The organism is Microbacterium soli (assembly GCF_039539005.1).
GTDB lineage: Bacteria > Actinomycetota > Actinomycetes > Actinomycetales > Microbacteriaceae > Microbacterium > Microbacterium soli.
In genome coordinates this window covers 1245382-1270573 of the sequence record NZ_BAABCP010000001.1, presented here as the reverse complement: position 1 = coordinate 1270573, position 25192 = coordinate 1245382, and the positions used below count along the sequence as shown (strand labels likewise).

General features: G+C 67.4%; 24 protein-coding genes and 1 tRNA gene. 12 read left to right on the top strand and 13 right to left on the bottom strand.

The genetic code is table 11. The annotated features are described in order from the left end of the window. Positions 1–5: 5 nt before the first annotated feature. Positions 6–161 carry a hypothetical protein gene (locus ABD770_RS05885; protein ID WP_344818588.1) on the top strand — a complete coding sequence of 52 codons (156 nt, stop codon included), beginning with the start codon at positions 6–8 and terminating at the stop codon, positions 159–161. Beyond that, positions 158–763 (top strand): anthranilate synthase component II, encoded by a 606-nt coding sequence (locus ABD770_RS05880; protein ID WP_344818587.1) that lies wholly within the window; start codon positions 158–160, stop codon positions 761–763. Before ABD770_RS05885 ends, ABD770_RS05880 begins: the two co-directional genes overlap by 4 nt. On the opposite strand, the gene pknB is transcribed toward ABD770_RS05880, so the two are convergent. Genes pknB through ABD770_RS05845 form a run of 7 tightly spaced genes read right to left on the bottom strand, consistent with a single transcriptional unit; the run spans position 742 to position 9619 of the window. Beyond that, positions 742–2439 carry a Stk1 family PASTA domain-containing Ser/Thr kinase gene (gene pknB / locus ABD770_RS05875; RefSeq protein WP_344818586.1) on the bottom strand — a complete coding sequence of 566 codons (1698 nt, stop codon included), beginning with the start codon at positions 2437–2439 and terminating at the stop codon, positions 742–744. The genes ABD770_RS05880 and pknB overlap by 22 nt on opposite strands. A 39-nt stretch (positions 2440–2478) precedes the next feature. Next, positions 2479–4236 (bottom strand): serine/threonine-protein kinase, encoded by a 1758-nt coding sequence (locus tag ABD770_RS05870; protein ID WP_344818585.1) that lies wholly within the window; start codon positions 4234–4236, stop codon positions 2479–2481. Then, a complete protein-coding gene (locus ABD770_RS05865; protein WP_344818584.1) occupies positions 4233–5693 on the bottom strand; it encodes a peptidoglycan D,D-transpeptidase FtsI family protein in 1461 nt (486 codons plus the stop codon). The genes ABD770_RS05870 and ABD770_RS05865 overlap by 4 nt, the downstream gene beginning before the upstream one ends. A gap of 13 nt (positions 5694–5706) precedes the next feature. Continuing rightward, positions 5707–7089 (bottom strand): FtsW/RodA/SpoVE family cell cycle protein, encoded by a 1383-nt coding sequence (locus ABD770_RS05860; protein ID WP_344818583.1) that lies wholly within the window; start codon positions 7087–7089, stop codon positions 5707–5709. After that, positions 7086–8408 (bottom strand): PP2C family protein-serine/threonine phosphatase, encoded by a 1323-nt coding sequence (locus tag ABD770_RS05855; RefSeq protein WP_344818582.1) that lies wholly within the window; start codon positions 8406–8408, stop codon positions 7086–7088. Before ABD770_RS05855 ends, ABD770_RS05860 begins: the two co-directional genes overlap by 4 nt. 15 nt (positions 8409–8423) lie before the next feature. Next, positions 8424–8912 (bottom strand): FHA domain-containing protein FhaB/FipA, encoded by a 489-nt coding sequence (locus tag ABD770_RS05850; RefSeq protein WP_344818581.1) that lies wholly within the window; start codon positions 8910–8912, stop codon positions 8424–8426. After that, positions 8909–9619, bottom strand: coding sequence for an FHA domain-containing protein (locus ABD770_RS05845; RefSeq protein WP_344818580.1), 711 nt, complete (start codon positions 9617–9619; stop codon positions 8909–8911). Before ABD770_RS05845 ends, ABD770_RS05850 begins: the two co-directional genes overlap by 4 nt. 324 nt (positions 9620–9943) lie before the next feature. Here ABD770_RS05845 and ABD770_RS05840 point away from each other — a divergent pair. The 4 genes from ABD770_RS05840 (at position 9944) to ABD770_RS05825 (ending at position 13106) form a co-directional block, all read left to right on the top strand. Beyond that, a tRNA-Leu gene (locus ABD770_RS05840) sits at positions 9944–10027 on the top strand. A 365-nt stretch (positions 10028–10392) separates the two neighbouring features. Further along, the gene (locus ABD770_RS05835; protein WP_193598844.1) at positions 10393–10932 is read left to right on the top strand and encodes a hypothetical protein; all 540 of its coding nucleotides are present in this window, start codon (positions 10393–10395) and stop codon (positions 10930–10932) included. Positions 10933–10998: 66 nt separating this feature from the next. Next, entirely contained in the window at positions 10999–12066 is a 1068-nt protein-coding gene (locus ABD770_RS05830; RefSeq protein ID WP_344818579.1) for a fatty acid desaturase family protein, read from the top strand. Continuing rightward, entirely contained in the window at positions 12063–13106 is a 1044-nt protein-coding gene (locus ABD770_RS05825) for a diacylglycerol/lipid kinase family protein (RefSeq protein WP_344818578.1), read from the top strand. Before ABD770_RS05830 ends, ABD770_RS05825 begins: the two co-directional genes overlap by 4 nt. Before the next feature lie 59 nt (positions 13107–13165). Here ABD770_RS05825 and ABD770_RS05820 read toward each other — a convergent pair whose 3' ends face one another. Next, positions 13166–13330 carry a hypothetical protein gene (locus ABD770_RS05820; protein ID WP_187674173.1) on the bottom strand — a complete coding sequence of 55 codons (165 nt, stop codon included), beginning with the start codon at positions 13328–13330 and terminating at the stop codon, positions 13166–13168. Between the two features lie 169 nt (positions 13331–13499). On the opposite strand from ABD770_RS05820, the gene ABD770_RS05815 reads away from it, so the two are divergent. Next, positions 13500–13928 carry a hypothetical protein gene (locus tag ABD770_RS05815; protein ID WP_344818577.1) on the top strand — a complete coding sequence of 143 codons (429 nt, stop codon included), beginning with the start codon at positions 13500–13502 and terminating at the stop codon, positions 13926–13928. Between the two features lie 245 nt (positions 13929–14173). On the opposite strand, the gene ABD770_RS05810 is transcribed toward ABD770_RS05815, so the two are convergent. Next, entirely contained in the window at positions 14174–15436 is a 1263-nt protein-coding gene (locus ABD770_RS05810) for a tyrosine-type recombinase/integrase (RefSeq protein WP_223172128.1), read from the bottom strand. Then, a complete protein-coding gene (locus ABD770_RS05805) occupies positions 15433–16086 on the bottom strand; it encodes a helix-turn-helix domain-containing protein (protein ID WP_344818576.1) in 654 nt (217 codons plus the stop codon). Before ABD770_RS05805 ends, ABD770_RS05810 begins: the two co-directional genes overlap by 4 nt. 98 nt (positions 16087–16184) lie before the next feature. On the opposite strand from ABD770_RS05805, the gene ABD770_RS05800 reads away from it, so the two are divergent. The 3 genes from ABD770_RS05800 to ABD770_RS05790 all read left to right on the top strand — a co-directional run bounded on the left by ABD770_RS05800 (position 16185) and on the right by ABD770_RS05790 (position 17523). Continuing rightward, the gene (locus ABD770_RS05800) at positions 16185–16409 is read left to right on the top strand and encodes a helix-turn-helix domain-containing protein (RefSeq protein ID WP_223172125.1); all 225 of its coding nucleotides are present in this window, start codon (positions 16185–16187) and stop codon (positions 16407–16409) included. Between the two features lie 109 nt (positions 16410–16518). Next, a complete protein-coding gene (locus tag ABD770_RS05795; RefSeq protein WP_053546674.1) occupies positions 16519–16719 on the top strand; it encodes a hypothetical protein in 201 nt (66 codons plus the stop codon). A 21-nt stretch (positions 16720–16740) separates the two neighbouring features. Beyond that, positions 16741–17523, top strand: coding sequence for a Fic/DOC family protein (locus tag ABD770_RS05790; RefSeq protein ID WP_223172124.1), 783 nt, complete (start codon positions 16741–16743; stop codon positions 17521–17523). A 15-nt stretch (positions 17524–17538) separates the two neighbouring features. Here the strand turns inward: ABD770_RS05790 and mobF are convergent, their stop codons facing one another. Both mobF and ABD770_RS05780 read right to left on the bottom strand, forming a co-directional pair. Next, a complete protein-coding gene (gene mobF / locus ABD770_RS05785) occupies positions 17539–20997 on the bottom strand; it encodes a MobF family relaxase (protein ID WP_344819871.1) in 3459 nt (1152 codons plus the stop codon). A 233-nt stretch (positions 20998–21230) separates the two neighbouring features. Next, positions 21231–22715 carry a serine hydrolase domain-containing protein gene (locus ABD770_RS05780; RefSeq protein ID WP_344818575.1) on the bottom strand — a complete coding sequence of 495 codons (1485 nt, stop codon included), beginning with the start codon at positions 22713–22715 and terminating at the stop codon, positions 21231–21233. A gap of 121 nt (positions 22716–22836) precedes the next feature. On the opposite strand from ABD770_RS05780, the gene ABD770_RS05775 reads away from it, so the two are divergent. Together ABD770_RS05775 and ABD770_RS05770 are read left to right on the top strand one after the other, a co-directional pair. Continuing rightward, positions 22837–23970 carry a sensor histidine kinase gene (locus ABD770_RS05775; RefSeq protein ID WP_344818574.1) on the top strand — a complete coding sequence of 378 codons (1134 nt, stop codon included), beginning with the start codon at positions 22837–22839 and terminating at the stop codon, positions 23968–23970. Beyond that, positions 23967–24647 carry a response regulator gene (locus ABD770_RS05770; RefSeq protein ID WP_344818573.1) on the top strand — a complete coding sequence of 227 codons (681 nt, stop codon included), beginning with the start codon at positions 23967–23969 and terminating at the stop codon, positions 24645–24647. The genes ABD770_RS05775 and ABD770_RS05770 overlap by 4 nt, the downstream gene beginning before the upstream one ends. Before the next feature lie 97 nt (positions 24648–24744). On the opposite strand, the gene ABD770_RS05765 is transcribed toward ABD770_RS05770, so the two are convergent. After that, positions 24745–25119: a VOC family protein gene (locus tag ABD770_RS05765; RefSeq protein WP_167255895.1), complete on the bottom strand. Its 375-nt coding sequence runs from the start codon at positions 25117–25119 to the stop codon at positions 24745–24747. Between the last annotated feature and the right edge of the window lie 73 nt (positions 25120–25192).

Here is a 25192-nt window from a genome sequence, read left to right as displayed (position 1 = left end):
CGCCGATGTACGCTGCGCTGTGGCGCCTGCTGCCTGGCCCGTGGTGGGTGCGCCTGATCATCCTGCTGGCGCTGCTGGCGGCCGTGCTCTACGCCCTGTTCTTCTACGTGTTCCCGTGGGTGAGTCCGTACGTCACGCCCGGTGAGGTGGATCTGGAGTGACCGTGCGCGTGCTGGTGGTCGACAACCACGACAGCTTCGTGCACACCCTGATCGGCTACCTGCGCGAACTGGGCGCGGAGGTCGCCCTCGTCCAGTCGGATGCGCCGGATGCCGGGTGGGAGCGGATGCTGTCGGTGCACGACGCCGTGATGATCTCGCCCGGCCCGGGGACCCCGTCGAGCGCGGGCGCGTCGCTGCAGGTGGTGCGGCGGGCGGCGGAGGAGCGGATGCCGATGCTGGGCGTGTGCCTGGGGCATCAGGCCATCGGTGAGGCGTTCGGCGGCAGCGTGATCCGTGCGCCGGAGCTCATGCACGGCATGGTCTCGCAGGTGACCCATGACGGGTCGGCGCTGTTCGACGGCATCCCCTCACCGTTCGCCGCCGGACGCTACCACTCGCTCGCGCTCGACGAGGCGACCCTGCCGGACGAGCTGCGGATCACCGCGCGCGCGGAGAGCGGGACGGTCATGGCCATCACGCATCGCAGCCTGCCGATCCTCGGCGTGCAGTTCCACCCGGAGAGCGTGCTCACCGAGGGTGGGCACCGGATGCTGGGGAACTGGCTGGCCGGGGTGCGGGCTCACTCCCCCGTGACGCAGTAGCTCAGGCCCACCGTCGAGAGGATCGGCACCTCGCCGGGCGAGACGGTCATCGACAGCACGGTGTTCGGCGCCTGTCCGTCGCCGCAGGTGCCGATCTCGGTGGGCGCCACGGTCAGCGCCAGCTCCTCGAGCTCGGAGGTGGCCGCTTCCAGGGTGAACCCCGTCATGTCCTTGACCGTGACCCGGCCGTTGGCGATGACCAGGTTGATGGTCGTGCCCGGCGCCACCTGGGTTCCGGCCTCCTGGCTGGAGCGCAGCACGGTTCCCGCGGCCGCACGCGGGTCGTTGGTCTGCTCGACCGTGCCCAGCACGAGGTCGGCGTCGGCGATGACCTTCTTCGCGGCATCCTGCGACAGGCCCTCGATGACCGGCATCTCGATGGTGTCGGCGCCGGTGGAGACGTACACGATGATCGACTCGCCCTTGGAGACCTTCGCTCCCGTCCCGGGTTGTGAGCGGATCACGTGATCTTCGGCGAAGTCGGCGCTGGACTCGTCGCGCACATCGGCCTTCAGCCCGATCTCCTTGAGCTCGCCCTTGGCCTGGTCGAGTGTCAGGTCGACGAGGTTCGGCACCGTCACCGAGGTCGCGCTGGGCACCTCGGTGGAGCGCAGCGACAGGCTCACGACCCAGAACAGCACCGAGATCAGCAGCACGGCCAGCAGCGCCACGCCCGCCCAGATCCATGCGACCGGAGGCCCGGACTGCGTGCGGGTCATGGTGGTGTCGGTGCTCAGCTGGCGCAGCGACCGAGCGGTCTCCTGCGCCTGACGCGGGTTGGGCCCGTAGAGCTCGCTGGTGAGCGCGCCGATCTGCTTCTTCGTGGCGGTCTCGCCGGAGGCGACGCCGTGCAGAGCCATCCGGAAGGTGCCGGCGTCGGGGAAGCGCTGGTACGGGTCCTTCGCGAGGGCCCGCAGCACCACGGCGTCCAGCGCGTGCGGGAGGTCCTCGTTGAGCTCGGACGGCGGGATCGGCGTCTCGCTGACGTGCTGGTAGGCCACGGCCACCGGCGAGTCGCCCCGGAACGGCTGACGCGAGGTGAGCATCTCGTAGAGCACGACACCGGTGGAGTACAGGTCGGTACGGGAGTCCACCGACTCGCCCTTGGCCTGCTCGGGCGAGAAGTAGGCGGCGGTGCCGATGATCTGGGTGGTCTCCGCCACCGTCGAGGAGGAGTCGGAGACGGCTCGGGCGATGCCGAAGTCCATCACCTTCACCTGGCCGGCGTCGGTGATCATCACGTTGCCGGGCTTGATGTCGCGATGCACGACACCCGCGCGGTGCGAATAGTCCAGTGCCTCCAGGATCCCGTCGGTGTAGCGGATCGCGTCCTCGACCGACAGTGGACCGTCGGCGATGATGTCCTTGAGGAGCCTGCCGTGCACGAGCTCCATGACGATGTACGGTTCGATGCGACCCTGGCCGTCCGCACCGGGATCGCCGGCGTCGAACACGCGCACGATGGACGGATGCGACATGCGGGACGCCGCCTGCGCCTCCAAGCGGAAGCGCGTGCGGAAGACCGTGTCCCTGGCCAGCTCGGGGTCGAGGATCTTGATCGCGACCTCGCGTCCGAGCGTGAGGTCGTAGCCGCGGTGGACGGTCGCCATCCCGCCCTGGCCGATCATCTCATCCACGCGGTAGCGGTCGGCGAGGATGCGCGGCTCTGTCGACACGTCCGTCCCCCCAGCTGATCCTTGAAGTCCCCTGTCAGATTACCCGTCGGAACCTGGCAGGTCGGCGGGAGGCGTGGGCAGGACCGTGCCCGGGTCGGGCTCGGCGGCCTGGATGGTCGTCGACGTGCCCGAGCCGGACATCCCGGAGGCGCGTTCGCCGCAGAACGCGCGGTACGTGGCGGTGACCGTCTTGCCCGCCGTGTCGTCGTCGACGACGATCACCTGGGAGCCCACGCCGGGCTGGAAGCTCCTCTCGGTGCCGCCGCCCTCCTTGAAGGTCGCGTTGACGAGGGTGACTTCGTAGGAGCTGAGAGGCGCGGTGCCGGAGGGGCAGTTGTAGGCGCTCCAGTTCACGGTCGCCTCCTCGCCCTCGGTGACCGCGCCCGGGATGGTGGGCGCGGTGGACGGTGCCGGCACGGCGACCTGATCGGCGTAGTACTTGACCTGGATGGTCGCCGGTGGGGTCTGGTTGCCGCCGTTGACCACCTCGTAGATCTGGCCCTGCTCGGCCTCGCTGGAAGCCGGGGTGCCCGCGATGCAGTCGGCGACGAGACCCTCCGCATCCAGCGCGGCGGTGGCCTCGTCGCACGTCATGCCGAGAAGGTTGAGCGCATCGACGTCGACGGGCTCGGGGGCCTCCTCGGTCGGGCTGTCGTCCGGTTCGGGAGCGGCTGAGCTGGAGGTCGACTCGATGGGGGTCTCATCGCCGGGGTTGAGCAGCAGGCTGAACAGCGTGCCGCCGAGGGCGAGCACGAGCAGGGCGATGAGCGCGATGAGCGGCCAGGTCCACGGGCTGCGCTTCTTCTTCTCCGTCGGCGCTTCCTCCTCGGTCGCGCCACCGGCGGGCATCTGCGCCGTGGTGGGCAGGATGCGGGTGGCCTCGCCGTCGCCCATCCCCGTCAGGATGCGCGTGGCGTCGTCGGCATCCGCCGCACCCGCAGCGGCGATGGCGGGCACGGCGATCGCCGCCGAGTTCAGGTCGCCGCGGCGCAGCGCCTGCGCCGCGCGCGACACGGTGGCGGCGGAGGAGGGCCGGTCCCCCGGCTTCTTGGCGATCATCGCCATGACGAGGTTCTGCACGGGGCGGGGGACGGAATCGGGCAGCGGCGGAGGCTGCTCGTTGATCTGCGCCATGGCGATCGCCACCTGCGACTCGCCGGTGAAGGGTCGCTTGCCGGCGAGGCACTCGTACGCGACGATGCCCAGCGAGTACACGTCCGTGGCCGGTGATGCGGCGTGGCCGGACGCCTGCTCGGGGGACAGGTACTGCACGGTCCCCATCACCTGGCCGGTGGCCGTCAGCGGCACCTGGTCGGCGATGCGGGCGATGCCGAAATCGGTGATCTTCACCCGCCCGTCCGGGGTGATCAGCAGGTTGCCGGGCTTGATGTCCCGGTGCACGAGTCCCGCGGCGTGCGCGGCCTGCAGGGCGGATGCGGTCTGTGCGACGATGTCGAGGGTCTTGTCGGGGCTGAGCTCGCCGTCGCGCTCGAGGATCGTCGACAGCGCCTCGCCGGGCACGAGCTCCATCACCAGGAAGGCGGAGCCGTTCTCCTCGCCGTAGTCGAACACACTGGCGATGCCGTCGTGGTTGACGAGCGCCGCATGCCGGGCCTCCGCGCGGAAGCGCTCCAGGAAGCCCGGATCGCCCATGTACTCGTCCTTGAGGATCTTGATGGCGACGGTTCGCCCGATGACGTGATCGGTCGCCTCCCAGACCTCTCCCATGCCACCGATCGCGATCCGCGACTGCAGCTCGTAGCGACCACCGAACGACACACCCTGCGTCGGCCTCATCTGCCCAGCACCGCCTCTATGACTTTCTTCGCAATCGGAGCCGCAATCCCGTTACCGGAGCCCGACTGTCCTCTTCCACCGCCGTCTTCGACGACGACCGCCACCGCGACCTTCGGATTCTCCGCCGGCGCGAAACCTGTGAACCACAGCGAGTACGGGTTTCCGCCGTTCTCGGCGGTCCCCGTCTTCCCGGCAACGTCGACGCCGTCTATTCTTGCACCCGTCGCCGCCCCCGAACCGACCCCCTCGACCAGCACCGCGGTGAGGTCGCGCGCCTGCGCGGCGGTGAGCACCTGATCGAAGGCCTCGTCGGTGAACCGGGTGTGCGTCTCGAAGTCGTCGGCGATCACGGCATCCACCATCCGCGGCGTCATGACGGTGCCGCCGTTGGCGATCCCCGCCGCCACCATCGCCATCTGCAGCGGCGTCGCGGTGACCTGCCCCTGGCCGAACCCGGTCAGCGCCGTCTGCGGCGCGTTCAGGTCGGGCGGGTAACTCGAGGGGGTCGCCTCCAGGGGGATGTCGAACTCGGTGTTGAAACCGTACAGCTCGGCGGTCTCGCGGATGGCCTCGCCGCCGAGCTCGACGGCCAGCTCCGCCATCGGGATGTTGCAGCTGCGCCGCAGCGCCTCCGCGATCGTCGTCGTCTCGCCCTCGCCGCACGTGCCCTTCCACGCGTTGGAGACCTGCCTGTCCGAGCCGGGCAGCTGGTAGACGGCGGGGTTGGGCAGCGTCGACTCCAGCGTCCAGTCGCCGGAGCGCAGCGCCGCCGTCGCGACGACGAGCTTGAAGGTCGACCCCGGCGGGTTGAGGTTGCCGGCGATGGCGCGGTTGTACAGCGGCTTGGCGGGGTCGGCGACCAGGCGCTCGTGCTCGGCGTCGACGGCCGCGGGATCGTGTGCGGCCAGCTTGTTCGTGTCGAACCCGGGGGTGGACACCATGGCCAGGATGCGGCCGGTGGCGGGCTCGATCGCGACGACGGCGCCCTGATAGCCCTTCTCCTGCATCGCATCCCATGCCGCCCGCTGCGCCTTCGCGCTCAGGGTCAGGCTGGCGCTGAGCCCCTGCTGCGGCTGTCCGGAGAGGATGCGCTCGATCTCCGCGAAGAACGCGTTGGAGCCGGTCCCGGACAGATCGGAGTTCAGTGCGCTCTCGATGCCGGTGGCGGCCTGCAGTGCGGGGTTGAAGTATCCCGTCACGGGCGCCCACATCTCCGCATCCGTGTACACGCGCTGATACTGGTAGCGGTCGCCGGTGGGCACCGAGGTGACGATCGCCGAGTCGTCCACGAGGATCGACCCGCGCTGGATCTGGTAGCTGTCCAGGCGGGTGCGGGTGTTGGCCGCGTTCTGGGCGAGATTGTCGGCGTCGACGACCTGGATCCAGCTCGACGCGACGAACAGCGACAGGAACATCGCGAGGACGACGAAGCTGAGCCTCCGCAGTTCTTTGGTCATCCGATCACCGTCCTCATCCGATCACGACCCTGGGTTGGCGGCGCACGCCGTCGCTGATGCGCAGCAGGAGGGCGACGATGAGCCAGTTGGCCACGAGCGACGAGCCGCCGGCGGCGAGGAACGGGGTGGTCAGGCCCGTCAGCGGGATGACCCGGGTGACGCCGCCGACCATGATGAACACCTGCAGTGCGATCGTGAACGACAGCCCGGTGGCCAGCAGCCTGCCGAAATCGTCCTGGCCGGCCAGCCCGATGCGCAGCCCGCGACTGACGAACACCATGTACAGGCAGAGGATCGCGAACAGGCCGACGATGCCCAGCTCCTCCCCCAGGCTCGGGATGATGTAGTCGCTGGCCGCGAGCGGGGTGATCTGCGGGCGCCCCTGCCCCCAGCCGGTGCCGATCAGGCCGCCGTGGGCGAGCCCGAAGATCCCCTCCACGAGCTGGTAGCTGCCGCCCCGCGCGTCGATGATGTCGGGGTTGAAGGCGTCCAGCCAGTTCGTGAAGCGGCGCTCGACGTACGCCAGCACCCGGGTGGCGAGGAACGCTCCGGCGGCGACGCCGGCCAGGCCGATGAGCACCCAGCTGGTCTTTCCGGTGGCCACGTACAGCATCGCGATGAACATGCCGAAGATCAGCACGCCGGTGCCGAGGTCGTGCTGGCTGACGATGATCAGCAGCGAGACGACCCACACCACCAGCACGGGCCCGAGCTCGCGCATGCGCGGCCAGGTCATGCCGAGGAACCGGGTGCCCACGGAACTGAGGCTCTCCCGAGTGCGCACGAGGTACCCGGCGAAGAAGATCGCCAGGCAGATCTTGGCCAGCTCGCCGGGCTGGAACGAGAACACGCCGGCGATCGACACCCACACGTCGGCCGTCGCGCCCCTGGCCTTGAGGAACGGGATGGACGGCAGCACGAGCAGCACGATGCCGGCGAGCCCGGACAGGTAGGTGAAGCGGTACAGCACCCGGTAGTTGCGCAGCGCGATGATCAGGGCGATGACGCCCGCCAGCGAGATGGCCATCCACGCCAGCTGCTTGATGGACAGCGCGGACCATCCGGAGTTCTCCGCGGCGAGGTCGATGCGGTAGATCATCGCGATGCCCAGCCCCGTCAGGGCCGTGCCGATCGGGAGGACGAAGGGGTCCGCATCCGAGGCCACCACGCGCAGCACGATGTGCACCGCGAGCGCCAGCACGGCGGGTCCGCCGCCGATGAGGAGGATCATCGGGTCGATGGTCTTCAGCGCACCCAGCTGCACGAGGGTGAGCGCACCGGCGGAGAGCACGATGGCGAACAGCAGCAGCCAGAACTCCCGGTTGCGCTGCTTCTGCGGCATCCGGATGCGCTTGAGCGCCTTGACGACGCTGGTGTCGGCGGTGACGTCGGTCATGGTGTCGGCGCCTCCTCCGTCGCGTTCGGGGCGGGCGCGGTGGGGGCACCCGGCGTCGGGTCGGGGGTCGGGACGGGCACGGGGACCGGTGGCAGGGCGCTGGCGCGCAGTCGCTCGGTGATGGCGACCGCGTCGGCGAAGGAGCGGGCGTTGATGGTGCGCTCCACCGACGCCCGCTGATAGCTGGGCAGATCGGCGAGCAGGATGAAGGTGTCCTTCACCTCGGTGGACAGCTTGATGGGGCCGAGGTCCTGCTGCACGCCGCGGTAGATCACCACGCTGTCGTCGTCGGCGCCGACGAAGTAGCGCGTCTGCGTCCAGTTGTAGGCGAGGATCCCCAAACCGATGAGCGCGAGCACCGCCACGAGGAACGCGCCCAGCCAGGCGATGCGGCGGCGGGTGCGCCGACGCCTGTCCTCTTCGATGATCTCCTCGAAGTAGTCGGAGTCCGGCTCGAAGTGGCTGGGTTCGTTGGCGGCCTGCAGCACGGGGTGCAGCCAGCCGCTGAGCGACGATCGCGGGGCGGGCACGGGCAGGTCGGTGGGGTCCGACGCGGCGCCGACCACCGTCGGAGTGCCGGAGGAGAGCGGATGCGCCCCGCCGACGTCCACGAGCACGACGGTGACGTTGTCGGGGGCTCCGCCGTCGAGGGCCTGTTTGAGCAGGATGTCGGCCGTGCGTCCGGGGGCGAGCCCCTGCGACATGGCCTTGGCGATGTGCGTGTCGTCGACCACGCCGGACAGCCCGTCCGAGCACAGCAGCCAGCGATCCCCCGGACGCGTGGGCATGACGAACATGTCCAGGTCGGGGGCGATGTCCATGTCGCTGAGCACGCGCATCAGCACCGAGCGGCGCGGGTGGTAACGGGCCTCTTCGAGGGTGATGCGGCCGGAGTCGACCAGCCGCTGCACGAAGGTGTGGTCGGTGGTGATCTGGGTGAGCGCATCGTCGCGGTACAGGTAGATGCGGGAGTCGCCGATGTGGCCGATGACGGCGTGGTCGTCGACCATGATGATCGCGCTGAGCGTGGTGCCGAGCCCCGCCAGTTCCGGGCGCTCCTTGGAGGCGCGCACCAGATCGGATGCGGCGGTCGTGGCCGCGGCCTGCAGCGCGGCCTCGGCGTCGTCGGTGGAGGCGTAGTGCTCGTCGAGGCCCTCCATGCGGCTGATCGCGATGCTGGAGGCGACGTCGCCGCCGGCGTGCCCGCCCATGCCGTCGGCGACGACGAACAGGTTCGCGCCGGAGTACCCGGAGTCCTGGTTGTTGGAGCGCACCTTGCCGGTGTGGGAGATCGCGGCGCTCGAGCCCTCGAAGACCATCGGGACGGGTGACCCTTACGCTCGCAGCTCGAAGGTCGTGGCGCCCACCTTGACGGACGCGCCGATCTGCAGCTGCACGGCCTTGTCGCCCAGCCGCTGGCCGTTCACGAAGGTGCCGTTGGTGGAGCCGAGGTCCTGGAGGGTCCAGATGTCCCCGCGTCGGGAGATGCGGGCGTGGTGGCTGGAGGTGTAGTCGTCGCGGATCACCAGACCCGACTCGCTGGAGCGGCCGATGGACAGGGACTCGGCGCCGCCCAGCGGAACCTCCAGACCCGCCTTCGGGCCGGAGGTGATCAGGAGCCGGGTGGCGGCCTGGGCCGGGGTTCCGCTCGGCCGAGGGGCGCTGTGCACCGGGGAGGCCGGTGCCGCGACCTCAGCGGCGGGCAGCTTGCGCACCCGCACGCCGAACAGGTCGGCGCGCAGCGAGTAGACCACGGCGAACACGAAGAACCACAGCAGCACGAGGAACCCGACACGCAGCACGAGCAGCATCAGTTCGCTCACGAGACGCCTCCTCGCAGGCCGTGGGCGCCCGGGGCGGGGGAGCCGGAGGCGGGAACGACGCGGAAGACCAGCTGCGTGCGTCCGATGGTGAACGCGGTGCCGGTGCTCAGCGGGGCCTCGCTCACCTTCTGCCCGTCCACTTTGGTGCCGTTGGTCGAACGGAGGTCGCGCAGCAGGGCGCGCTCGCCGTCCCAGAGGATCTCGGCGTGCCGGCGGCTGGACCCGGCATCGGCGATCGTGATGTCGGCATCGCCGCCGCGGCCGATCACCGTGCGTGCGCTCGTGAGAGTGTGCTGCCTGCCGTCGACCTCGACGACGCCCTGCCAGGTGACGCCGCTCTGCACGGCGGACGCGCTGACGCGGACCGTCCCGGTGGCCACGTGCTCGTCGCTCTGCAGCGTGATGTGCAGCGGGCCGGCGAAGCTGTATCCCTGGGTGCGGGCGTGCGAGGTCAGCAGGGTGTGGAGCTCGTCGATGAGGGCGTGGCCGAGTGCCTGCATCCGCTCATCGTCCTCCGCGCTCAGGCGCACCAGGTACTCGCTGGGCGTGATGATCCGCTCACGGCTGACCACAGCCGCGTTCGTGTCGGCCTCGCGGCGCAGGGCGGAGGCGATCTCGACGGGCTGGATGCCGCTGCGGAAGGTCTTGGCGAACGCGCTGTTCACTGCGCGTTCGAGACCCTTCTCAAAGCTGTCAAGTAGTCCCACGTGGTTCCTCTGGCATGCCGACCGGTAGGGCCATCGTAGCCAGCCGCGCTGGAAGCGCGCTTCAGTCGGCGTGTTTTTCACTCGCCACGGGGCGCGGGTGCGGTGGTGCATCCCACGAGGCGTTCGCGCGAGAACAGGAGATTCGGCGAAGACAGGACGATCTCCGCCCGGAACGTCCTGTAACGGGTGAATCTCCTGTTCTCGCGCGTCCGTCGGCGCCGCGCGAGACCGCGGATGAGGGCGACGGATGCCGGTCCCGGGGGTGTGCGGACGGCAGGCGCGGCCGTGTTAGGATCTTCAGGTTGAGTTCTTCGGAACACGACTGCGCGAGTGGCGGAATTGGTAGACGCGCTGGCTTCAGGTGCCAGTGCCCGCAAGGGCGTGGGGGTTCAAGTCCCCCCTCGCGCACACGAATGAAATGGCCCCTGACCTGGGATTCTATCTCTCGGGTCGGGGGCCATTCGTGTTGGAAGTGCTAGAAAAAGTGCTAAGCGCGGATCCGGAAGGATCGTAAGACGCCAACGACGGTGACATTCAGGGCTTCCTCGGGCTGAGGTGGAGATTTGTCCTTCGCGCGTTGAAGGGGCGGTTCATCGGCTCGTCCCCTGCGCGTGGTGCAGGTCACGGTGCCATGCGTAGACATGTGACGGTGTCGAGCCCCGGTGAGAGTGCGACCGCTGTGCTGGGGTCGGTTGTTTCCTGGAGTTTTCTGCGGCGCGCGCGGGTTTGGTTGAACCTGTGAGGCGTACATGTTGGGGGCGTAACGTCGGGTTATGGATACGCAGACACGAACGAGCGGTGCAGATACCGCGACGCTGGGCCTGGGATCGGTGCTGGTGGGTTCGTTGCCTGCGGCGCTGATGACTGATGAGGCCCCGGATCGTTACACGGTGGAGGCGGTGTTCACGCGCCGCCCCGAACGGGACGAGATCACGGAGATCCTGGGGAGCGAGACGCGGGAACGTCTCGCGAAGGCAGGGTACTCGACTGTCGAGGTGACGATCTCGGATCGTCGCTTGGAGATCGCGAACACGAATCTTGAGGAGTTGCGCGACGGTCTCGGCGGCGTGCTCGCTGACCGCCTGGCGGAGATCAGCGAGGGTGTCCGTGCGAAGCAGGATGCGGCGGCGGTCCGGTTCCGCGAGGCGGCTGCGGGTGAGCATGACAGAGCGGCCTCTGTCGCGGCTCTCGCGGAGTCGGTGACGTTCCGCACCTCCGAGACACGAGTGCCTGAGCCGGATCGGCGTGTCGCGGCGACCGACGATCGTGCCCGTATCGACGACTGGACTGACGAGGGTGGTCACGGGCGTTGATGGCGTCCGTGGCCGTGGGATGTGGGGCGCATCATGGGTGGGTTTCGTTCGACCACACCGCGCTCGATGGATCGGCGGAGCGGCAGGGCTGGGAGTGAGTTCACGGCCCTGGCGAAGACGATCCGGGATCAGGGGTTGCTGCGTCGCCGATATGGGTATTACTGGTCGAAGCTGATCGGCTTGCCGCTCGTGCTCACCGGCGGGCTGTTGGCGTTCGTGTGGATCGGTGACACGTGGTGGCAGCTGTTCACGGCGGTGTTCCTGGCGGTAGTGTTCACGCAGATCGCCTTTCTCGGGCATGATTCGGCGCACCGGCAGATCTTCGTTTCGGGCAAGTGGAACGATTGGGTGAGCCTTGTCCTCGGCGACCTGCTGGTGGGGATGAGCTACGGGTGGTGGCAGCACAAGCACACCCGTCACCACGCGAATCCGAACAAGCTGGGGTCTGATCCGGACATCGAGCTGCCGGTGATCGTCGTGGCTCCCGAGCGTGCCGCGCCGAGAGGGCGGGTTCTGTCGTGGTTGCGCTCGCATCAGGGGATCTTCTTCTTCCCGATCCTGCTCCTGGAAGGTGTCTCGCTGCATGCGTCCGGGGTGCGTCGGGTGGTCACGCGCGGTCCGTTGAGCAGGCGATGGGTCGAGATCGGGTTCCTCTTGGTCCGGCTGGTCGGTTTCCCGGTGCTCGTCTTCCTCGTGCTGTCGCCGGGCATCGCGTTCGTGTTCCTCGCGGTGCAGCTCGGGCTCTTCGGGTTCTACATGGGCGTCTCGTTCGCCCCGAACCACAAGGGGATGCCGATCGTGCCGAGCGATGCGAGCTTCGACTTCCTGCGCCGCCAGGCGATGATGAGCCGAAACGTCCGCGGCGGACGTCTGCTCGACACCGCGATGGGCGGGTTGAATTATCAGATCGAGCATCACCTCTTTCCGTCCATGCCGCGCCCTCACCTGCGCAAGGCGGCGCCTATCATCGCCGCGTACTGCCGGAGCCATGATGTGCCGTATGTGCAGACCGGGCTGCTGGCGTCCTATGCGATCATCGTGCGGTACATCAACCGTGTCGGGCTCGGGGAGCGCGACGTGTTCACCTGCCCCCTGGTCGAGCAGCGCCGTTACATCACCGCAGCCCCGCAGTGAGCACGCGCGACCACCCGGCAGCCGGGCGACGGCACGCCGCCGCCGTCGTCGTTTATAACCCCGCGAAGACCCCGCTGGAGCGGCTTCGCCCCGTGGTCGCGGAGTATGAAATCCAGCACGGGTGGGCGCAGACGCGCTGGTACGAGACCCGCAGCGACGACGCGGGCCGGGCCGCCGCGGAGCACGCTCTCGCTGCTGATCCGGCGGTGGTGATGGTCGCGGGCGGCGACGGCACGGTCCGAGCCGTCGCGGAGGTGATGCAAGGCACGGGCATCCCGGTCGCGCTGGTTCCCCTGGGCACCGGCAATCTCCTCGCACGTGATATCGGTGCGCCGCTCAACGACATCGCCGCCTGCGTCTCCGTTGCCTTCGCAGGTGAGGACCGGTCCGTGGATGTCGGGGTGGCTGAGCTCGAGGACGAGAGCGGCGCCCGGCGTTCGCACACGTTCATGGTCATGGCCGGCATCGGACTGGATGCGGAGATGGCGGAGAGCACGAGCACCATCGCGAAAAAGCATCTCGGCTGGTTCGCGTACGTCACACCGATCGCCCGCTCGGTCATCGTGAACAAGCTCTTCCATCTCGACTACCGAATCGACGGAGGGCGGGTGAGGTCGACGCGGGCGCACACGGTCATCGTCGGCAACTGCGGAACCCTCACCGGGAACATGCTCCTGATCCCCGCTGCGATCATCGACGACGGGCTGCTGGACGTCGTGATGATGCGCCCGACAGGACGCTTCGGGTGGGCGCGGATCGGAACCCGCCTCACCCTGCAAGGCCTCGCCCGCCGCTCCCCGCTCAGCCGCAAGATCCTCCAGCAGAAACCCGACCTCCACGCACTCGCATACGTTCAAGGAACCCGGTTCGACGCCCGGTTCGACGCCCCTCACCTCATCGAACTCGACGGCGACAGCTTCGGCCACATCACCCGTGTTCGTGTCAGTGTCCGCCCAGGCGCCCTGCATGTGCGCGTGGCGGCCGAAACGAACTCGGTGGAGAAGGGCACCGCCGCCCGGCAGCGGCCGTCACGCCTTTAGAAACCTCGGCGCCACGGCAAGGGAGGTGGACCGCGCCCCGTGCGTCCCGCGCGGGGTGACTACGCCTTGGCTCGCTTGGCGCGCTGCCGGAGTATCCCGAAGATCAGGGTGCCGATGAAGAGCACGATTCCGATGATGGCCAACCAGAGCAGGCCCTCGAATACGAATCCCACGATCGACAGCACCACCCATGCCACAAGCAAGATGAGAAGAACTGTCCACATGCTCCTCACGCTACGCTCAATCGCCCGAGAATACCGGTGATCAACGAAATTGCCTCTGCGCGATCTGTTCGGGCCTGCGGCTGACCGGAGGATTCACAGCACGGGCTGACATAGTGGGAGAGTGCTCCGCCGCGGTGATGGCATACCGATCCGAGGAGAAGGGGCGCTCATGCCCGCATGGTGGGAACAACTTCTACACATCACAACCGGTCGCATCAGTCGCCACCACGAACTTCCCGATCTCCGGCACCTGCCGACACGGCCTGTCGCCCTGGAACGGACCCACTACCTCGTGAACGATCGCGAACGCGACAGCCAAGCGCCTCGCACCTACGTCCTCCGCACCCAGCCCCGCACGCGAAGATCCCCAGCCGGGGTCGCCGTCACCTCCAACGGACGCGGCGTCGGCCATCTGCCCGCCGATGCAGCAGACGCCATAGGCCCGCTTCTCGACCAACTCGGCGGGGCGGCAATCGTCAACGGCACAGGACCGAAAGCGGGAAGCATCCGACTCCGAATCGACCTGCCAGCCCCTAATGCGGTCGGCAAGTTCATCCAGACGCTCGCGAACACTCTCGAGCGCTCCGATCATCCGTGACTCCGAAATGATATTCCCGCGGCAGTCTCTCGTAGCCGGGGCTGGCCGGGCGACTCTTCATGCTGACGCCGACGCCACCTCGGGAAATTGCGAGAGGCTAACTGTTCTCGCGCCATTCGGCTACAGGCCGAGACGCTCTCGGAGACTAGAAGGTGACCGGAATCATGCGGCTCATGCAACGGCGTCCCGTATCGGCGACGACAGGGTCCCTTTAGCGTTGCGATGCCGACGCACGACCATAGGTCTTACGAGTTGAGATGGGCGGCGAAGCGGTCTACAGCGGAGCGCTGCATGGTCGGGGTGACGTGAGAGTAGATGTTCATCGTCGTGGTGATCGTGGAGTGCCCGAGCCGCTCTTGCACGACCTTGGGGTGTTCGCCGAGTTCGAGCAGCAGGGTCGCGTGGGTGTGACGCAGTCCTTTGATTGTGACCCGGTGTAGGGAGTCGAACTTCGCGGTGGCCCATTTGAGGCGGCGATCCCAGCGGCTGGTCATCGCGTCGGGTGAGCGGAGCTTCCCGTCGTCGTCGCCGAAGATGTAGGCGTCGGCTTTCGCAAGCTCGAACGACACCTCGGCCCGCGCGACCTTGTAGGAGGCGAGCACCTTCAATGTCTCGGTGTCCACGTCGATGACGCGGGCTTGCCCGGTCTTGGTGGTCTTCGTCTTCGTCCAGTCGTCGGTATCGACGGCGCGGCGGATGCTGACTCGCATCGTCTTCGTGTTGATGTCCGACCACTTGAGGGCGAGCGCTTCGGAGCGGCGCATGCCGGTGTAGGCGATGAGTCGCCACAGCGGGAACAGTTCGTCGTCGAGGGTGTCGCGGTTCCAGGTGAGGAAGGTCTGCAACTGCTCGGCCGTCCAGGTCGCGATCTCGGGTTTCTGCGCCCGCACCTCGCTGGACTTCGGCGGCTTCACGGTGCGCTTCTTCTTCGCCGGGTTCACCGTCAGGTGCCCGTCGTCGATCGCCGCGTCGAGGATCGCACCCAGCACGACATGCACCTTGTGGACGCTGTTGGCAGAGAGCGGCTGTCCTTTGCCGTATTCGTCGTTGCGGCCGTGGTCTTCGAGGTCGCGGTAGTGGCGGGCGATACGGGTGGCGGTGAGCTTGTCGAGCCGGATCGCGCCGAGCTGGGGGCTGATGTGGTTGCGGATGATCTTCTTGTACCCGGTGATCGTGGACGCCGCGAGCTTGAGTCCTGCCACCCACTCATCCGCGTAAGTCCCCACGGTCGGCACCTTGTTGCCGAACTTCTCGTTCTGCTTGCGCTGCTTCAACGCCTCCTGCAAGGCGTCGTTCGCCTCATCGGTGCTGGTGAACCCGGAACGAGTCAGCCGCCGCGATCCCATCTCGGGGTATTCGGGGTCTTTCAGGACGTAGATCTGGAACCGCCACCGCTTCCCCATGTCGGTGTCGTAAGCCTGGATCGAACCGGGCTGCCGGGAACGGGAGCGCCGCTGCTGCTTCTCACCCCCGCCGCCCCGCCCTGCGGACTGTGGCTTCTTCGTCATGACAGGGTGCTCCTTGCCGTCGTCTGCCCGGGCCGATGGGTATCGCCGTAGTTCTGGATGTAGTCGGCGGCGTTGAACACACGCCCCTCCGGGTCGAGTTGCACGCCTCGCTCCCGGATCACACGCGCGCGTGCCCGCGCTGTCTCCAAACGTTCCTGGTAGGCGGCGATGGTCTTGGGGTGGGCGCTCGGCTTCTCGGGATCGTCCTTGCTTGGGGCGGTCATGCCTGCGAGGGTGGTTTCGAGGTGGTGGATGCGGTCGGTGCAGATCACCCATTCCTGCTGCCAGTAGTTGAACAGCCCCTCATCGGTGAGCACGAGTTCCCCGCGCATCCACCTGTCGATCTCCTCCGGCTCATACCCTTCCGGCACCCCGGTGAGGGTCGTCTGCTCGTCGGGCGGGGTCAGGAGCGCGGCGGGGGTGGTGCGCAGCAGGTAGGCGATCACGGTCAGGTCGTCCACGTCCACGCGGCGATCCCCGGCCTCCAACTTGCTGATGCCCGAGGTGGAGAGCTTGCGCCCTGCGGCTCTCAGCCCGTCGGACATGGTGCGCAAGTCCATACCGATCGCTTGCCGGGCCGCACGGATGTTCTGTGCGACGTGCGTGTTCGTGATGCCTGCGGGGTTGCCCCGCACCCTCTCGTTTTCCATAGTAGAAAACTACAGCGCAATGCTTGACAGCGCAAGTGCGATTCTCTACGGTGGGATGAACCATATTTCTCGGCGCTGACACGAACGGATGGTGCGACATGCGGCAGAGCACCCTCGACATGGACGACCTCCGTGGGCGACGCAGCCTCGTCATCACCCGCAAAGAAGCCGCCGAAGCACTCGGCGTCGATCCCCGCACGATCACCACGAGCATCAACGAGGGCACCATCCCGCATGTGAAGCTCGGTCGGCGCATCGTGATCCCGCGTGAGAAGTTCCTCGCCCTCTTCGCAGATGTCGGGACTGATACCGGCGAATCCTGACACTCCGCTGGCTGTGCCGAATCGGCACCCCCGCCCCTGGCTTCCGGGTGGATGTCGGTGGGGCGACGTAAACTAGGTACAGAACGCCAACCATAAGGAGGCACCCCGCATGGCTCTCAAGACTCCGGTATCCGAGGCCCATGTCCGGCGAGTGCTCGCGGAGGTCGAGGCCGGGCAGGTCACGGCCGGTGCGGTCGTGACTGAGGCGGACCGAGAGATTGCCCGCCGTCAGGTGCGCGGTGAACTGTCCGCGGATGAGGCGGTGCGCGAGGCGATCGCTGCGGCGCTTGACCGCTTCCCCGAGAAGTAACCCGTCCGGGCAGGAGCACCAGTGCCCGACCGCTACAGCTACCCGAACAGCCTCGTTCTGATCAACAAGCTCGGCATCACCGACTACGACCGCTGGAAAGCCGTGGAGACGGCCGCGATCCATCAGCGCATGGTCGAACTCACCGAGCACCCCATCCCCGGCCGATACGACCTCGCCCACTTGCAGGCCATCCACCGGCATCTGACTGCCGATCTGTATGTCTGGGGTGGTGACATCCGCGACACCGACACGCACCCCGGCGGCACGGGTATCGCACACTGCCGTCCGCCGTTCATCGTGCCCGAGGCTGAGCGCGTCTTCGGGGAACTCGCTGCCCGTGACCATCTCCGCGGCCTGGACGCGGATGCGTTCTCCGACGGGCTGGCCTGGGTGTGGGGTGAGACGACCGCGATCCACCCGTTCCGTGACGTGAACACCCGCAGTCAGCACATCATGTTCAACCAGCTCGCCCGCGACGCCGGATGGGTCATCGACTGGTCTCAGATTCCCGGCGACGTGTTCGCCCACGCCCGCACCCTCGCGATCGTGGAAGACCACACAGGCATCGACGCGCTGATCCGGCCGAACCTCCACCGGCTCGACGCAGGCGGGCGAGCTGGGGAGGCGGTGACGGTGGAGCAGGTGCGCAGCTTCCAAGCGCGGGGTGTCTCGCGGACGCCGGACGTGCTGGATCGCGAACTCGACGCAGCCCGCCGCCGACGTTCTCATTCGGCCGCGGGGTCGTTCGGCACGGGCGCGCGCCGCCCGGAGCCGCCAACGCCCCACGGTGGGCTGTCTCTGTAGCGTCACCAGGCCGGGTCACAAGCTGCGCCCCGGCCCTTCTCGCCGCTGATCCGGGCCAGTCCTCGTCAGCCCCGCGTTGCGGCGCGTGAGGGCCTCCTGACGGGCTTGCAGCGCCTCGCGCTCGGCCCGTTGCTGCTCTCGCCGCTGGGCGAGCCATTCGGCGGCCTCAGCGACGGGGCGGGCATCCAACTCAGCGATGACCCGCCGCGCGTCGGCTGCCCGCTTCCTGGCGCGTTCGGCGTCGGCCTTGGGGTTCGGGGTGCGGAAGGTGCCTCGCATCTGCCGTGCCTGCTCCGCGCCGTACACCTCGACGGTGAGGCGATCCCGTTCGACGGCCTGCCGCTGGGCCGCCTGCTGCCTCGCGGCCTCGGTGTCGCTGAGAGCCTGTTCAGCCACCTGCACCTCCGAGTGAGCGTCAGCGTGTTCCGTCGCGATCTTCGTCGCCCACTCGGCGACAGGGCGCAAGAGAGACGGCGAGGTGCCCCAGGTCTGGGTGACGCGCTGCTCGATCTTCGCCACCGACTCTTCCGCGGTGTTGATGTCCCGGGCGGCGGTGCGCCTGCGCCCGAACTTCGCCGCACGCGCCGCGTCGCGAGCGGCCTGAAGCTGCGCGCGAGCCTCCACGAGTTCTTGCCCATCTGTCCGCACCCGCGTCTCCACTTCGGCGGTGAACGCGTGCCGGGTGTGCTCTGCAAGCGCCTTGGCATGGGTCACACGCTCGGCGTGCTCCTCGGCTTCGACGTGATGCGCTTGCTTCTGTGCGGCGAATCGGGCGGCGGCATCCTCGAACAGTGCTGCGTGCTGCTCTGCGCGTTCGATGAGCTGCGTCAGGCGTGCCCGCTCCGTCTGCACGAGCCGTACCGGCCCATCGTTCACGAGCCCCCGCACAGCGTCTGCTGCGCGTTCGGTCGCGTCGGTGAGGCCTCGGTCGGCACGGTCCCGCTCCATCGCCGCGATGAACTGCTCCCGCGCCTGCTCCTGGGTCTCGGCAACGACGTGCAGCAGGTTCTGTTCGCGGCCGCGAGTCATGCCGACATAGACACCTGCCGCGCTGGTGGCGTCGGTGAGGATCGTGTGCGACCCGGTGACGGTCGCGCCCTGCACCCCGTAGGCGGTCGCCGCATACGACAGGTGCGCGTGTTCGGCCACATACTCGGCGGGCAGGCGCACGGTGCGCTGCCGCTTCCGCCCGTTCCCCGCCTCGCGCACACGCAATGCCCCGTCCTGCTCGACGCGTTGCACGATCCAGTTCTGACGGTTCGCCACACCGATGCTGGTGTTGTTCTTGCGCGTTTGGATCACGTCCCCAGCACCGATGGGGAGGCCGTCGTTGCCGGTCGCGGTGCGATGGTCGTCGACCTCACCACGCGCCACCCGTTCCTCACGGATACGCGCGTTCACAGCGCGAGCCTCGTCATTGGACGTGACCGTGACGGTTTCTCCCTCCCGGCTTCGCTTGGCGATGTGCTCGCGCACGTCTTCGTTGCTGGCGTGCAGGCGTACGAGGCCGAGCGCGGTGAGTTGGTCGAACACCTCGCCGGGGTTGCCACCGTCCCGCATCCGCACCGTCAGGTCGGCGTAGGCGCGGTCAGTGAAACGGTGCACCTGCGCCATGTCGAACGTGCGGCCCCGGAGCTGTGCGGCCATGTCGAGCACCCCGCCGCGTCCGACGGCGGCGAGCTGCGCGCGATCCCCGACGAGTGCGACCGTTGCGCCCGCCTCATCGCAGACGGTCAGGAGGGCGATTGCGGTGTCCTGGTCGAGCATTCCGGCCTCGTCGACGATCACCCGCTCACCCCGCGCCAGCCGCGCGCCCTCGACTGGGCCGTGATAGGTGTGCCCGGTGTCGGGGTCGGTGTCGCCGGGTGCGAGGCGTGTCCATACGCCGTCGCTGTTCCATCGCCATCCGTGAGCGTGCACGAGCGCCGCAACACTGGTCGCGGGCACGCCGAGTTCATCGTGTGCGACCTGCGCGGCGCGCAGCGTCGGCGCAACTACCCGCGACGCCCGCCCGTGCAGTGCGGCGGCTTCGACTGCAACACCGAGCATCGTCGTCTTCCCGCTACCTGCTGCTCCTTCTCCGATCACGAGCGGGTCGGTCGATGCGACCGCGGCGGCGGCGCGCTCCTGCCCGGCGTCCAGGCCGCGCCTGCGCGCCGCCCGGCTTACGTCCGGGTGCTCCGGGTCTTGTTGCGGGATGCGCGCGGCGATGAGGTCGCGCAGCTCCGTCTCCGCCTGCACGACACGCAGGCTGGTGCGGTGCGCCACATGCTCCGGGGCGGGTGTGCCAGGCGGGAGGATCGAGAAGCAATCCTCCATCGCCAACGCCGTTGCGACGTTCACGAACTCGCGTATCTCGGCGGGCGCTGCTTGCACGCCATACTCGGTCATGATCCGTGTCGCGTGCTCCTGCACCGTATGCCTCGTCCACGCCGAACCACCAGCCGCGCACCGATCCAGTGCCCGGTTCGCGACGGTCTGCACGGAGAGGTCGTCAAGTGACGCCGGCGTACGGCGCGCAGGCCGGCGCAACCTGGCCGGGTCGTAGCCGACGTCGTGCAGCTCGGTCACCCACGCCTGCTCTTCGCGGAGGGTCGTGGGCTTCTTCGCGGGCCGCTCGTGCGCCCACGCTTTCGCCGCGAGACGCGCGGAGACAACCGGCCCCATCGACTCGCCGGGATGTGCCGCCTCCCACTCCGCTTCGAACCGTTCGAGGTGTCGGCGCACTTGCTCGCCGCGCTTGCTCATCACGCCGTTGAACCGCTCGAGCTCGACCACCTCACCCGATACGGGGTCAAGAGTCAGGCCGTGCCGATCCAGCACCTCCGCAAGCTCCGGGTGCGCGGCGATCACGGCAGTACCGAGCGCGCGAATCGCGCCCTGCTGCCGGAACAACGCCGCCGTGTCCAGCGCCCGCCGCTTCCCGGCCGCCCATACGCGGGTGCCGATCTGGAAGTGGATATGCCGGTGCGGATCACCCGCCCGGGACGTGCGGTGCGACACCGCCACCGTCTGCAACTGCTGGACGGGCACAACCTCCTGCTTGCCGCGCGGACCCACACGGGTCACGGAGTGCTGAGCGAGCCACCGCTGAATCTCCGCCACCGCGTCCTGCTGCGCCCGGTCGAGAGCAGCAGAGACTTCGGGGTGGAGCGCGGCGGCGATCGACAGCGACTTGGGGGCGTTCACGACCATCTCCGCGAACCGCGGAGACCCCTGCCGCCCCTCGCCCGGCAAACGGGGCCTGCCCATCGACTCGCCTGTGAGCGGGCTCGCCCAGTCCACCCATGCTGCATACGCCTCCGGGTGGAGGCCCAGCGCGACTGTCACGTTCCCGGCACCATCGAGCGCAGTGAAATCCGCCACGGACGCGTCAGCGCCGAGGTAGTAGTCATCCGCGCGAGAGCGGTCGGCCTCGACATAGCGGCGCGCGTCGGCCCCGGTTCCCCGGAACAGGATCACGCCGCCATGCATGAGGCTCACCACCCAGGATTTCCAATACGGAAACTATGTTATCTACCACGGTAGCATACGTTCATTCAGAAGAACAGGGATGAGTTAGAGGAGCCTACGTGGGGCGGAGGAGAGAAAGCGAAGCGTTGCTGCGTTGGGCGAGTACTCAGCGCTTATCGACGAGGCAAGGCTTGGCTGCCATCGACGGGAGAGTGACTGCGCCGCGATCGACAGCAGGGTTCTACGTTTTCCATTTATTGACCATGCTGTTCTGCTGCAACATAGGCGATGAGCCGAGCGAGTCGCGCGATGATGAGCAGGCCAACTCCGACCGCTATTGCTAGGACCGCGATGACGGGGATTGGTGCTCCGGCGAACAGGATAGGCCAGGTCGCGGCGCGTCCCAAGATAGCGGAGCCCCATACTGGAACTGTGAACAGCACCGCTGCCACGACAGCGCCGATCCCGAGCGTGATGGTGGCGCGGATTTTCCCAAGACGCCTTGCCCAACGCGCGCTCCGCACAATCCCTCGCGCAAACAGCCCGAGAAGCGCAATGGCGACGAGGGTGATCACGATGTCCCGGCCCGGCCCGGGTGCCGGTGGCGCAGTTCCGAGTTCCCCGGTCGAAGATGCTTCATACAGAGAGGCCGCTATCTCGTAGGAATCCAGTGCAGAACTCGCCTGTAGAACTGCTATACCGGTTTCGTGGGGAAACAACCCCTGGTAGGCGCTGGTTCCCGCGCCGACGCCGGAGTGTGAGACCCGTTCGACGCCGCCGTCTGCCGGTGGGCCGCTGTACCAGCCCAGCGCATACAGGCCCCCTTCCGGTGCTTGGCGACGGTGCATCTCGTCGCGCATTGCCGCGGACAGCACCTCCTCACCGCCGGGCAGCACACCGTGCTGGAAGCGGAGCCAGATGCCCAGATCGTGAGCCGTGGAGGTCACGCCACCAGCACCAGCGACCCAACTGTCGGGACCGGTGACTCGAACCGGTGCCCCGAACGCCTGCGCATGCCCCGGAGCACCCTGAACCTGACCGCTGGTGGACGCACTCGTAGTCTCATCCATTCCTAGCGGGTCAAGGATGTTCTGTTGCAGATAGGTATCCAGATCCTGGCCGGAGACTTCTTCGATGAGCTGGGCGCAGATCCAGTAGTTGGGATTCGAGTAGGCCCAATCCGTTCCGGGGTCGAAAGCGAGTCGACTGCGCGACAGCAGTTCGCCTGCTTCTCGCGGAGTCTGCGGTCCGGCAGCGTATTGGTCGAACCCGAGGGTCGCGTCGCTGATTCCGCTCGATTGATTCAGGAGTTGTCGCACAGTGATGCTCTCGGCACGCTCGTCATCGAGTCGCAGATCCGGCAGATACTGCGTTACCGGCACATCGAGGTCAACCCGTTTCTCCTCGACGAGTTGCATGACCGCGGTCGCGGTGAACGATTTCGAGAGCGACTCGATGCGGAATGATGTGTGCTCATCGACCGGGCGACCGTCGACCTGCCCTGCGCCAGCTTCCACCGCGACCTCGTTCCCGTGTGTGACGACAACGGCGATCGCCGGAACTCCGCTCGCGTTCACCTCCTCCAGCCATCCCTGGACGTCCTCCTGCGGTGCAGCCGAGGCGGCCTGGATCGGCATGATCTGCGCCATGAGCGCGAGGGCCACGCCAATGGCAGCGGCCAGACGAGTGCGCGTGAATCGGGAGTGCGTCGTCGTTGCTATTGTTGCCGTTCTGCTCATGCATCTCACGGTAGAAACTCGTGAACGCGCGGCGGCAGGGCCGTCCGGCCCCTCCTCGCTTAGCAAAGTACCCCCGAACGGCGGGTGTATGCAGTAAGGAAAGGCCGGGAGAATATGAAGCATGTCCGATGTCTTGGTTTGGGTCGCGATCTCGCTGCCAGTGTCCGTCGCCGCTGTGCTTACGGGGCGTCTGATGCTGTTGCGCCGTCAGGAGGCAGAGCTTGGTTGGGAACTCGCAGCGCAGAAAGAATCGCGCGCCGTCGAGACCGAGCAGCGTATCCGTTCGGCGCATGCCGCCGAGCTTTCGCGGACGATCCACGATGACCTCGGTCATCGCCTCACGCTCGCTTCGATCGAGGCCGCCGCTCTACGCACGCGCGCAGGCACGGATCTCGCACCCGATCTCGAACGGTTGCGCGCTTCCATCGCAGAGTGCGTCGAGGCGCTGAATCGGTCAGTCAGCGGTCTCAGCCTGGAGGCAGAAGGCTCGGGATTGGAGGAAAGCATCGAACACATCGCCGATACTGTCCGTCAAACTGAGACCCCGGTGCAGGTCGATATTCAGGTCGCGAGGAACCTGGCTGGATCGACGCCGTCGTCGACCACGACCAGCACCGCGATTTCGGTGGTGCGAGAGGGATGCACGAACGCGCTGCGCCACGCACCCGGAGCACCGATCCGCATCCGTATCCGAAGCGACCGTGACGAGGTCGTCATCGGTGTGGAGAACGATGCAGTCGATACCGCGGTCGGGCCGACCATCTCACCCACAGGCGGACGCGGACTGCGAGGGCTTCGCACCCAGGTCGAAGAGTTGGGCGGTTCACTGAAAACCGGACCCAGTGGTGACGGTTGGCATATTCGAGCGAGTCTGCCGCTACAGGCCACCACCGGAGTGAACGAAGCTCGACGTACACTCATGCATCGGCGTCGCCGAACGCGGCGGATGCTCATCGCTCTCCCCGTGGCGACTGCCGCGCTCATGATCGCGATTCCCGTGGGCATGGTGCTCGGTCAGGCTGCGCTCTCCCGCCTTTCCGCCACAGATTTCGCCGCCATCACCGTCGGGGAGTCTGAGAGCAGCGCCCGCTCCCGACTTCCGATTGTGGAGATGGAAGCACCGCCGCAGCAAGTGGGATCGGGGGACTGTCGCCACTACGAGTCGACTTTCAGTCCCTTCGAGCGCACCGAGGTCTACGAAGTCTGTTTCACGAACGGGCAAGTGAACTCGACAACGACTATCCCAGCACCATGACCCCCGCACCGAATGTCAACGACGGCTCCCACGCTATCCGTGTCGCACTGATCGACGACGAACCGCTCATCCGAGCGGGCCTGCGCACGATCCTCGAAAACGATCCACGCATCCGTGTCGTCCTCGAACACGGAGACGGTCTCGGCATCGTTCCCGCGGTACGAAAGGCTCAGTGTGACGTTGTGTTGATGGACGTGAGGATGCCGGGCCGATCGGGGCTCGATGCGATCGCAGACCTGCGCGCGGCAGGGGTACCTGCGCGACTGGTCGTGTTGACGACGTTCGCCGACACTGAGTATCTGCGACGAGCTGTAGAAGTGTCGGTAGACGGATATGTGACGAAAGCCAGCGCCCCGGAAGACCTGGTCAACGCGGTGCACACCGTCCAAGCTGGCGGTGCGGCATTATCGCCCGTCGTGGCCCGCTGGTTACTGGAGAACGCTGCCGGTCCGATGACGCGGCAAGCCGACGCCCACGAGCTTGTCTCACGACTCACCCCGCGTCAACACGAAGTCCTCCTCGGGATCGCGCGAGGAGAGGACAACGCCCGAATCGCCAGCAGCTTGTATCTCTCCGAAGCAACAGTCAAAGGCTATGTCAGCGAAGTGCTTCAACGCCTCGGCGTAGAGCGTCGAGTACAGGCCGCCGTACTCGCCCATCAAGCCGGCCTGCTCTAGGCCGTGTTGCTAAACCGGGGTCGGGGTTTCGAGCCGGCCCCGCCCCCGGTCAGCATCAGGGTGGGCGGAGCGAATGTTCCGTCGCGCCCGCTGCGGGTCAGAGGTACGGCTGGGTGATCAGCTCGAGATAGTGCCCTGAGGGATCGAGAAGGTAGACGCCTCGACCGCCGTGCTCGTGGTTGATCTCTCCGGGCTTGGAGCGCTGGGGGTCTGCCCAGTGATCGAAGCCGTAGTCAGTGATCTTGGCGTATGCACGGTCGAAGTGGGGGTCTTCGAGGAGAAATGCGTAGTGCTGCGGCGGGAACTCCATCGGCGGGGCTGCGAACTGCAGCAATACCCCGCCGGCGATCTGGACGTTGACGAACGGGCCCCATGCGGGCGCGTCGTCGGCTTCGAGCAGGTCACGATAGAACTCCGCCATTTCGGCAGCGTCGATCGAGGCGATGATTGTGTGGTTGAAGTGTGCTGTCATGATTCTCCTTGTGTCGTGTGGGTGAGTTTGGGTCACTCACACAAGGAGGAGCGCGGATCAGCGCACGACCAGA

What these genes read in the sequence shown, in the direction of transcription:
- ABD770_RS05885 (WP_344818588.1), top strand. Translation starts at nt 6, where the DNA reads ATGTACGCTGCGCTGTGGCGCCTGCTGCCTGGCCCGTGGTGGGTGCGC.
- ABD770_RS05870 (WP_344818585.1), bottom strand. Translation starts at nt 4,236, where the DNA reads ATGAGGCCGACGCAGGGTGTGTCGTTCGGTGGTCGCTACGAGCTGCAG.
- ABD770_RS05865 (WP_344818584.1), bottom strand. Translation starts at nt 5,693, where the DNA reads ATGACCAAAGAACTGCGGAGGCTCAGCTTCGTCGTCCTCGCGATGTTC.
- ABD770_RS05860 (WP_344818583.1), bottom strand. Translation starts at nt 7,089, where the DNA reads ATGACCGACGTCACCGCCGACACCAGCGTCGTCAAGGCGCTCAAGCGC.
- ABD770_RS05855 (WP_344818582.1), bottom strand. Translation starts at nt 8,408, where the DNA reads ATGGTCTTCGAGGGCTCGAGCGCCGCGATCTCCCACACCGGCAAGGTG.
- ABD770_RS05835 (WP_193598844.1), top strand. Translation starts at nt 10,393, where the DNA reads ATGGATACGCAGACACGAACGAGCGGTGCAGATACCGCGACGCTGGGC.
- ABD770_RS05830 (WP_344818579.1), top strand. Translation starts at nt 10,999, where the DNA reads ATGGATCGGCGGAGCGGCAGGGCTGGGAGTGAGTTCACGGCCCTGGCG.
- ABD770_RS05820 (WP_187674173.1), bottom strand. Translation starts at nt 13,330, where the DNA reads ATGTGGACAGTTCTTCTCATCTTGCTTGTGGCATGGGTGGTGCTGTCG.
- ABD770_RS05815 (WP_344818577.1), top strand. Translation starts at nt 13,500, where the DNA reads ATGCCCGCATGGTGGGAACAACTTCTACACATCACAACCGGTCGCATC.
- ABD770_RS05810 (WP_223172128.1), bottom strand. Translation starts at nt 15,436, where the DNA reads ATGACGAAGAAGCCACAGTCCGCAGGGCGGGGCGGCGGGGGTGAGAAG.
- ABD770_RS05805 (WP_344818576.1), bottom strand. Translation starts at nt 16,086, where the DNA reads ATGGAAAACGAGAGGGTGCGGGGCAACCCCGCAGGCATCACGAACACG.
- ABD770_RS05800 (WP_223172125.1), top strand. Translation starts at nt 16,185, where the DNA reads ATGCGGCAGAGCACCCTCGACATGGACGACCTCCGTGGGCGACGCAGC.
- ABD770_RS05795 (WP_053546674.1), top strand. Translation starts at nt 16,519, where the DNA reads ATGGCTCTCAAGACTCCGGTATCCGAGGCCCATGTCCGGCGAGTGCTC.
- mobF (WP_344819871.1), bottom strand. Translation starts at nt 20,997, where the DNA reads ATGCATGGCGGCGTGATCCTGTTCCGGGGAACCGGGGCCGACGCGCGC.
- ABD770_RS05780 (WP_344818575.1), bottom strand. Translation starts at nt 22,715, where the DNA reads ATGAGCAGAACGGCAACAATAGCAACGACGACGCACTCCCGATTCACG.
- ABD770_RS05775 (WP_344818574.1), top strand. Translation starts at nt 22,837, where the DNA reads ATGTCCGATGTCTTGGTTTGGGTCGCGATCTCGCTGCCAGTGTCCGTC.
- ABD770_RS05770 (WP_344818573.1), top strand. Translation starts at nt 23,967, where the DNA reads ATGACCCCCGCACCGAATGTCAACGACGGCTCCCACGCTATCCGTGTC.
- ABD770_RS05765 (WP_167255895.1), bottom strand. Translation starts at nt 25,119, where the DNA reads ATGACAGCACACTTCAACCACACAATCATCGCCTCGATCGACGCTGCC.